This is a genomic window from Pseudomonas nabeulensis, assembly GCF_004682045.1.
In the GTDB taxonomy this organism is placed as follows: Bacteria; Pseudomonadota; Gammaproteobacteria; order Pseudomonadales; family Pseudomonadaceae; genus Aquipseudomonas; species Aquipseudomonas nabeulensis.
The window spans coordinates 117,760-124,548 of record NZ_QUZT01000010.1 but is presented as its reverse complement, the minus strand read 5'-3'; the positions used below and the strand labels follow the sequence as shown (position 1 = coordinate 124,548).

The 6,789-nt window shown below is 58.1% G+C and carries 7 protein-coding genes; 4 read left to right on the top strand and 3 right to left on the bottom strand.

Translation table 11 applies throughout. From position 1 onward, the window contains the following. Positions 1-27: 27 nt before the first annotated feature. Positions 28-1,203 (bottom strand): tetratricopeptide repeat protein, encoded by a 1,176-nt coding sequence (locus DYL61_RS08195; protein ID WP_135307908.1) that lies wholly within the window; start codon positions 1,201-1,203, stop codon positions 28-30. Positions 1,204-1,378: 175 nt separating this feature from the next. Here DYL61_RS08195 and DYL61_RS08190 point away from each other — a divergent pair, with 175 nt between their 5' ends. The 3 genes from DYL61_RS08190 to DYL61_RS08180 all read left to right on the top strand — a co-directional run bounded on the left by DYL61_RS08190 (position 1,379) and on the right by DYL61_RS08180 (position 3,048). Continuing rightward, positions 1,379-1,549, top strand: a complete 171-nt coding sequence (locus tag DYL61_RS08190) for a YhfG family protein (protein ID WP_016979054.1) — start codon at positions 1,379-1,381, stop codon at positions 1,547-1,549. Then, entirely contained in the window at positions 1,549-2,148 is a 600-nt protein-coding gene (locus DYL61_RS08185; RefSeq protein ID WP_135307907.1) for a putative adenosine monophosphate-protein transferase Fic, read from the top strand. Before DYL61_RS08190 ends, DYL61_RS08185 begins: the two co-directional genes overlap by 1 nt. A gap of 543 nt (positions 2,149-2,691) precedes the next feature. Then, positions 2,692-3,048 carry a DUF1493 family protein gene (locus DYL61_RS08180; protein WP_135307906.1) on the top strand — a complete coding sequence of 119 codons (357 nt, stop codon included), beginning with the start codon at positions 2,692-2,694 and terminating at the stop codon, positions 3,046-3,048. A 189-nt stretch (positions 3,049-3,237) separates the two neighbouring features. Here the strand turns inward: DYL61_RS08180 and DYL61_RS08175 are convergent, their stop codons facing one another. Further along, entirely contained in the window at positions 3,238-4,779 is a 1,542-nt protein-coding gene (locus tag DYL61_RS08175; protein WP_105699266.1) for a phosphoenolpyruvate carboxykinase, read from the bottom strand. Between the two features lie 179 nt (positions 4,780-4,958). Then, a complete protein-coding gene (gene hslO, locus DYL61_RS08170) occupies positions 4,959-5,861 on the bottom strand; it encodes an Hsp33 family molecular chaperone HslO (protein ID WP_135307905.1) in 903 nt (300 codons plus the stop codon). Between the two features lie 104 nt (positions 5,862-5,965). On the opposite strand from hslO, the gene DYL61_RS08165 reads away from it, so the two are divergent. Then, positions 5,966-6,763, top strand: a complete 798-nt coding sequence (locus DYL61_RS08165; protein ID WP_135307904.1) for a phosphatase PAP2 family protein — start codon at positions 5,966-5,968, stop codon at positions 6,761-6,763. Positions 6,764-6,789 lie beyond the last annotated feature (26 nt).

The window sequence follows — 6,789 nt, the reverse complement described above, 5'->3', positions numbered from 1 at the left end:
GGGCTTGCCCCCTCCCACATGGCTGGATCAGCGGTTCTTCACGCGCTCAATCGCCGTGTCGTACACCGGGTTGGCCTTTTGTTCTTTGGCCAACTGGTAGTGACGCAACGCATCCTGGAACTGGCCCGCCGCTTCATAGATCCGCGCAATGTTGTAGTAAGCACCCGCACGCACGGTCGCGGCATTCGCGCCGCTCGCCAAGGCAATAGCCTTGCGGTTGGCCCAGATCGACTCGGCAGTATTGCCAGCCTTCTGATACGCCAGGCCCAGGTTGCCGTAGGCCTTGCCGAAGCTATTGTCCAGATCAATGGCCTGGCGGAACAGGTCAATCGCCTGATCCAGGTTACCCGCCTGGTAGGCTGCTTCGCCCTGTACGTTCAGACGTTTCGCATCGGCTTGTGCGGAAGAGCTGACAGCCACCGCCGTAACCGCGACGCTGTCATCCAGCAAAGGCTTGACCTCGTTGAGCACATCCTTGGCATCCACGCGTACGCCACTGAAGGTGTTGATGTCCTGGAAGTCGCCGCTGCCGGTCATGCGGAACACGGTCCACAGGTTACCGCTGCGGTTTTGCGGTACGTAGTAGGTGCGCACCAGGGATTGGCCCATGTACACAAACACCTTGGCCTCGCTGTTGGACAGTTGGCGCGAACCAGGATTGTTGCCATTGGTGTAGTCATGCACGGCGTAGACGTAGCTTTCGCCGTAGTGCTTTTTCTGCAGGGTGATGGTTTCCGGGCCGTAGCTGTCGGTGTCATCCACATCCAGCTCGGCGTCGGTGCCGTTCTTGTTTTCGAAGTAGATATTGTTGCCCGGGAAAATCATGTGGGAGTCGAGGTCTTCCGGGGTCTTGCCCCAGGTCAGCACCACACGCAGGCCGTCGAGGTTTTCCATCACTGGGCTGATGGCATAGGTCATGCCTTTGCATGGGCATTTCACCACCAGGTTGGAATAACCCGGTTTCTTGATGATCAGCAGGCTGGTGGCATCATCGGCCGCTTCGCTGGCCAGCGTAACCTGACCTTGCGCGTTGGTGCGGCCCACCACGTTTTGTGCGCCGTTACGTTGCAGCAGCACTTCGGCGTCAGCGATTTTCTGGTCCTTGACCACCGCACTCAGCACCTCAATCGGCAACTGCTCGGCCTGAATTGAAAACGCTACCGCACACAATGACATCGCCGAGGCGACACGCAGCAAACCCATGCTTAACTCCCTTTAAGTAGTGGGCAGAATTGCCCTACAAGATTTTGCGGTGAAACATACGCTGAAATCAGGCCCGCGGCGGATTTTTTGTACAAAATGTGACGTGGTTTTTATCCCGCCAGCCCGCCGAAGCATTGCGCTACAATCAAGTCTTGCTACCCAGGAGTACGCTGCGATGAGCGAACCGACGTTTGAGCAAAAACAGGATCACTACCACAAGATCCGCCGTTCCAATTACCTGGCCAGCTTGCGCCTGGAAGGGTTCGACACCCAACCGGCCGACGTCGACAAACCCTTGCCGACCCGGGAAGCCGTCCTCGCCAAGTATCGCAACACGCCACGCTGATGCTCGACAAATACGGGGTGGGCCAGGATCCGTACTGCTATCCCGGTAGCAGCGTCCTGCGCAATCGCCTGGATTTGCACGACGAAATCCTGCTGCACCAGGCCGAACGGGAATTATCCGAAATTGCCGTAGGCAGCCTCCCTCTTTTCCCGCCACCCTACGACCTCGAACGCCTGCAACATATTCACCACACCCTGTTCGGCGACATCTACGACTGGGCCGGCGAACTGCGCAGCGTCAATATCCAGAAAGGCGACACCCTGTTCTGCACCCCGGAACGCATCCCGCCGGAAGCAGCCAAAATCATCCGGCACATGGAACAGGCCAACTGGTACGTCGGCACGACTCAGGCCGAGCTGGTGAAGCAGATTGCCGAAGCCTACGGCGACCTCAACGTCATCCACCCCTTCCGCGAAGGCAATGGCCGGGCGCAGCGGATTTTGTTTGAGCAGATCATCGTGAACGCCGGGTTCTCAGTGAACTGGTGGCTGGTGAAACACGCGGCATGGGTGCCGGCGAATATTGATGCCGTAGCCTGTGACTATCGGGGGTTGGAGGCGATTTTTGAGCGGTGTATCAGTAGGCCTTTGGTCACCTGATCAGCTAACTCTATTAGAAGAAGATTGCTCTCCAAAATGACCGAGTTCGATCAAACAAGCAGCGCCAGACCAAAAATTCGGAACCCTCTGTAAGAAACCGCCAAACCCCGTGCAATCCCCTTCCCAAACTGCTTAAAACTCTCTCCCGCCCCTCTACAAAATTCACCTTCGCTTGATTGACACTAGCGCCCTTTCAACAGCCCACGCAAAAAACCATGAACATCGAAAGGACCCAACTTGCAGATCCAGGGGCATAAGGCGATGACTGAATATTCTTCTTGGATAATTCTCTTCGTCTTCGTAGCAATTGCCACTGCACTGGATAGGAACTTGAAGCAGCCCCGAATCAGAAAATGGCTAGGGTTAACCCTTATCGCTGCCGGCCCGACGATCCTTTTCGGCGCCAAGCCCTGGCTAACGCAGATACAATTCTTCAGCTTTCCGATAATGGCCCTTGTCACAGGCATCAGCTTTTTAGCGACCCGCAACAAATACAACAGACAACTCAACCCTCCCCCTCACCCACTCCTGCGTACCCCCACCATGAACCTCGCCCCAGACCTCCCCGATGACGTCGAGATGCAGCAACTTCTGCAACTGATCCACGAAGAAATCGGCCTGCCGAAACACAAGACCGTGCGCCTGAAAACCTCGATCAACTTCGATCTTGGCTGCGACGGTGCTGAGGCCAAGCAATTTATGGAAGCGGTGGAGCAGGCATTTGAGTTCGACCTGGGCGACTACGATGCCTATCGCTATTTCAACCCACCGGTGTTCGATGTATTCCTCAAGCATCGCGCCAAGGGCCGGGGTGAAAAGGTCCCGCTGACCATTGGCATGCTGTACCTCGCGATCAAGACCCATAGCTGGGACACGCAAACCCTGGAGAACCTCTGCTAGTCCAGAGAACAAAGCAGATCCAATGTGGGAGGGGGCTTGCCCCCGATTGCTGTGTATCAGTCAGCGCATCCGGTACTGACACTCCGCTATGGGGGGCAAGCCCCCTCCCACAATGGATTTGCGTTAATTTTCCGGGCGCGCACAAAAAAGCCGCCTCACAAGAGGCGGCTTTTTCACAACGACCGAATCTTACAACTTAGGACCGGCAGCCTTGATCGCATCGCTCACTTCAAACTTCTTGAAGTTCTCGATGAACAGACCGGCCAGCGCCTTCGCCGCTTCATCGTATGCAGCCTTGTCAGCCCAGGTGTTGCGTGGGTTCAACAGGCCAGTCTCAACGCCCGGTACGGCCAATGGCACGTCGAGGTTGATGGTGTCGAGGTGTTCGGTTTCTGCACCGACCAACGCGCCGCTCTGGATCGCTGCGATCACGCCGCGAGTGGTCGGGATGTTGAAGCGGTTGCCAACGCCGTAGCCGCCACCGGTCCAGCCGGTGTTGACCAGGTAGACCTTGGAGCCGAAGCCGCGGATGCGCTTGATCAGAAGCTCAGCGTATTCGCCAGCCGGACGCGGGAAGAACGGTGCGCCGAAGCAGGTGGAGAAAGTCGACTTGATGCCGCCGCCGGAACCCATTTCGGTCGAACCCACCAGTGCGGTGTAGCCGGACAGGAAGTGGTAGGCCGCTTGTTCTTCGCTGAGGATGGACACTGGCGGCAGTACGCCGGTCAGGTCGCAGGTCAGGAAGATCACTGCGTTTGGCTCGCCACCCAGGTTCGCCTCGGAACGCTTGGCAACGTGCTCCAGCGGGTAGGCGGCGCGGCTGTTCTGGGTCAGGCTGACGTCGGTGTAGTCGGCGTGCTTGGCGTCGTTGATCACGACGTTTTCCAGCACGGCGCCGTGCTTGATGGCTTTCCAGATCACTGGCTCGTTCTTCTCGGAGAGGTCGATGCACTTGGCATAGCAACCGCCTTCGATGTTGAACACCACGCCTTCGCCCCAGCCGTGTTCGTCGTCACCGATCAGGTAACGGCTTTCGTCGGCGGACAGGGTGGTTTTACCAGTACCCGACAGACCGAAGAACAGGGTCACGTCGCCCGCTTCGCCAATGTTGGCGGCGCAGTGCATCGGCAACACGTCGGAAGCCGGCAGCAGGAAGTTCTGCACCGAGAACATGGCTTTCTTCATTTCACCGGCGTAACGCATGCCGGCGATCAGCACTTTCTTCTGGGCGAAGTTGAGGATCACGCAACCATCGGAGTTGGTGCCGTCACGCTCTGGCACGCATTCGAAGTTGGCGACGTTGAGCACTTGCCACTCTTCACGACCGGCCGGGTTGTACTGGGCCGGGTTGATGAACAGGCAACGACCGAACAGGTTCTGCCAGGCAGTCTGGGTGGTCATTTTCACGGCCAGGTAGTGATCTTCGGCAGCACCTACGTGAACGTGGGAAACGAAATGCTCTTGCGCGTTGTTGAAGGCCTCGACGCGAGCCCACAGGGCATCGAACTTGTCGGCCGGGAACTTGCGGTTGATCGGGCCCCAGGCGATAGCGTCCTGGGTAGTAGGCTCTTCAACGATGAAACGATCGACTGGCGAACGGCCGGTACGGTGACCGGTTTCGACGACCAGTGCGCCAGTATCGGCAAGCACGCCTTCACCGCGCTGCAGGGCTTCTTTGACCAGATCGTCAACACTCAGATCGGTGTATACGGCGTTATTGGCTTGCGTCATGAGGTTCCCCGTCGGCCTATGGCCGAGTGCTCCAAACGTTTTGTAGTAGAAAGTTGCGCACTACTACCGCGAAAAAAGTGGGCCGGATTATGCCAGAAAAGCCCAAAAAGAGTAGGGCCCTCCCGTCAGAACTGCGCTAATCCGGCGTTTGTCAGGTGATTTACCTGTGCTTAAACGTTTTAGTGGCGGGTGTCGGAAGGGGTGTCGATACCTGCACCGGCGAACAATTGCACTACATCGGCCGCATCGAACAGGTAGCGCTGGTTGCAGAACTGGCAGTCGATCTCGATGTTGCCACCGTGCTCCACCACCAGGTTTTGCGCATCCTCCAGGCCCAGGCTGACCAGGGCGTTGCCCGAGCGCTCGCGGGAGCAGCTGCAGTGGAAGCGCAGGGATTGTGTGTCGAATAGACGCACGGCCTCTTCGTGATAGAGACGGTGCAGGATGGTCTCGTTGTCCAGGCCCAGCAATTCCTCGGCTTTCACGGTATTGGCCAAAGCGATGATGTGCTGCCAGCTCTCGGCGCGATCATCGTCATCCTTGATGCGGTCGGCCGGCAGTTGTTGCACCAACAGACCACGGGCGCGCTTGCCGTCGGCGTTGAGCCAGAACTTGGTGCCCACTTGCTGGGACATCACGAAATAGTTGGTGAAGCAGTCCGACAGGGTTTCACCGTCAAGGTCGACGATGCCCTGGTAGCGCTGGCCTTCGGTCGGGTCGACGGTGAGTGCCAGCACGCCGTTGGGCATCAGGTCGGACAGGGTGGCATCCGGTGCGATCAGGTCAGCCTCGTAACGGGCCAGGCCACGGATGCCGCGCTCGCTGGAGCACTCGATCATCAGCAGTGGGATCGGGCCTTCGGAGCGTGCTTGCAGGATCAGCAAACCGTCGAACTTCATGGTGCCGACCAGCAGCGCTGCTGCCGCCATCAGCTCACCGAGCAATTGCGCGACCGGCTCCGGATAGGGGTGCTTGGCGAGGACTTCGGCATAGCTGCGCTCCAGCGAGACCAGTTCGCCGCGGGCGTCGCTCTCGTCGAAGATGAAGCGTTGGGTGAAGTCGGTATCCGGTAGATCAGTCATAGGTCTGGGTATCTGAATTGATGACAAATTGATTACAAGGTTTATAGAATTAAACGCTTTAGCACCAATTTGGTGCGGTTTTCTAGAGCAGTGGGGGACAGTTTATGAACAATCCGGGTTTGTTCCAAGCCAAGTGGAACCTCGGGCGATGGGCCGTTTGCAATCTACTCGCTATCGGCTTGCTGTGTTTTTGGCTGTGGCCCACGGGCCAGATGCTGTGTACGGTTTTCGACGAGTGGCTGTTTCATCTGCTCAATGACCCGCTGGCGAGCAACGCCACGTGGCTGCACGTGTGGGCTGTCGCCAGCTTGCGCCCATTTGATGCGGTGGTCGGCGTGATCCTGCTGACGCTGCTGATTCGCGGCGATTGGGTGTTCAAGGCCGTGCAGGTGCGTCAGGCAGCGTTGGGTTTTATCGGCATTTTGTTGCTGCTGCTGTTTATCCGCCTGCTGTTTTCCAAGCTCGCCGCGCACATGGGCTGGCAACACAGTAGCCCGTCGATGGTGATCAGCGGCGCGATTCAGATGAGTGACTACTTTCCGGGGCTCGAGAAGACCTGGGAATTGAAGGACCGTTCGAGCCAGAGCTTCCCGGGGGATCATGCCTCGGTGTTGTTGATCTGGGGGATGTTCATGACGGTGTTCGCCAAGCGCATCGGCCAGGTGTTGGTGATCTGGGGCCTGGCGCTGCTGTTCATGATGCCGCGCCTGGTGGCGGGGGCGCATTGGGGGCAGGACGATTATATCGGCGGGGTGTTGCTGGCGCTGTTGGCGTTGGGCTGGGGGTATTACACGCCGTTTGCGGCGAAGGTGTCGCAGGGGTTGTTGCGGGCGACGGTGCCGGTGTTTGGAATACTTAAGCGCGTGCCAATGATCAACCGACTGAACGTCATACGCGTGTAGTGAGCGGGCTTGCCCCGCGCTGGGTG

Coding starts and splice junctions, on each gene's coding strand:
- DYL61_RS08180 (WP_135307906.1), top strand. CDS start 2,692: ATGAACCTCGCCCCAGACCTCCCCGATGACGTCGAGATGCAGCAACTT.
- DYL61_RS08185 (WP_135307907.1), top strand. CDS start 1,549: ATGCTCGACAAATACGGGGTGGGCCAGGATCCGTACTGCTATCCCGGT.
- DYL61_RS08190 (WP_016979054.1), top strand. CDS start 1,379: ATGAGCGAACCGACGTTTGAGCAAAAACAGGATCACTACCACAAGATC.
- hslO (WP_135307905.1), bottom strand. CDS start 5,861: ATGACTGATCTACCGGATACCGACTTCACCCAACGCTTCATCTTCGAC.
- DYL61_RS08195 (WP_135307908.1), bottom strand. CDS start 1,203: ATGGGTTTGCTGCGTGTCGCCTCGGCGATGTCATTGTGTGCGGTAGCG.
- DYL61_RS08165 (WP_135307904.1), top strand. CDS start 5,966: ATGAACAATCCGGGTTTGTTCCAAGCCAAGTGGAACCTCGGGCGATGG.
- DYL61_RS08175 (WP_105699266.1), bottom strand. CDS start 4,779: ATGACGCAAGCCAATAACGCCGTATACACCGATCTGAGTGTTGACGAT.